Below are 351 nucleotides of genomic sequence, written 5' to 3'. Positions count from 1 at the left end.
CACGATCATCCGTAAGAGCATGCTGTCCGTTGCCGGTCTCGCCTTCGCCGGTGGCATCTTCGCCGGCCCCATCGCCGGCCAGGCCACTGCCGCGCCGGTGGATGCGAAGCCGGTCGCGGTGGTGCAGGCCGACAAGCCTGATACCGCGAAGCTGATCCCGCACGGCACGCAGGGCGCGCAGTCGCGCATCGCCCTCAACGACGAGCAGACCGCAAACGTCAAGGCGATCATCGCCGCGACGAAGAAGGCCGGCATGCCCGAGCGGGCCGCGGTCATCTCGATCGGCACGAGCTTGCAGGAGTCGAAGTTGGAGAACCTGGGTCACCTGGGTGAGCGCAACGACCACGACTC

At 67.5% G+C, this 351-nt stretch carries 1 pseudogene; it reads left to right on the top strand.

Going from position 1 to position 351, the window contains the following annotated elements:
- Positions 1-351 (top strand): annotated as a pseudogene (locus ACLQ23_RS31600) (hypothetical protein); the annotation flags it as partial.

The organism is Micromonospora sp. DT41, assembly GCF_049841715.1.
Taxonomy (GTDB): Bacteria; Actinomycetota; Actinomycetes; order Mycobacteriales; family Micromonosporaceae; genus Micromonospora; species Micromonospora profundi.
Note: the sequence above shows the minus strand (reverse complement) of the source record. Positions and strands in the feature narration are given on the sequence as shown.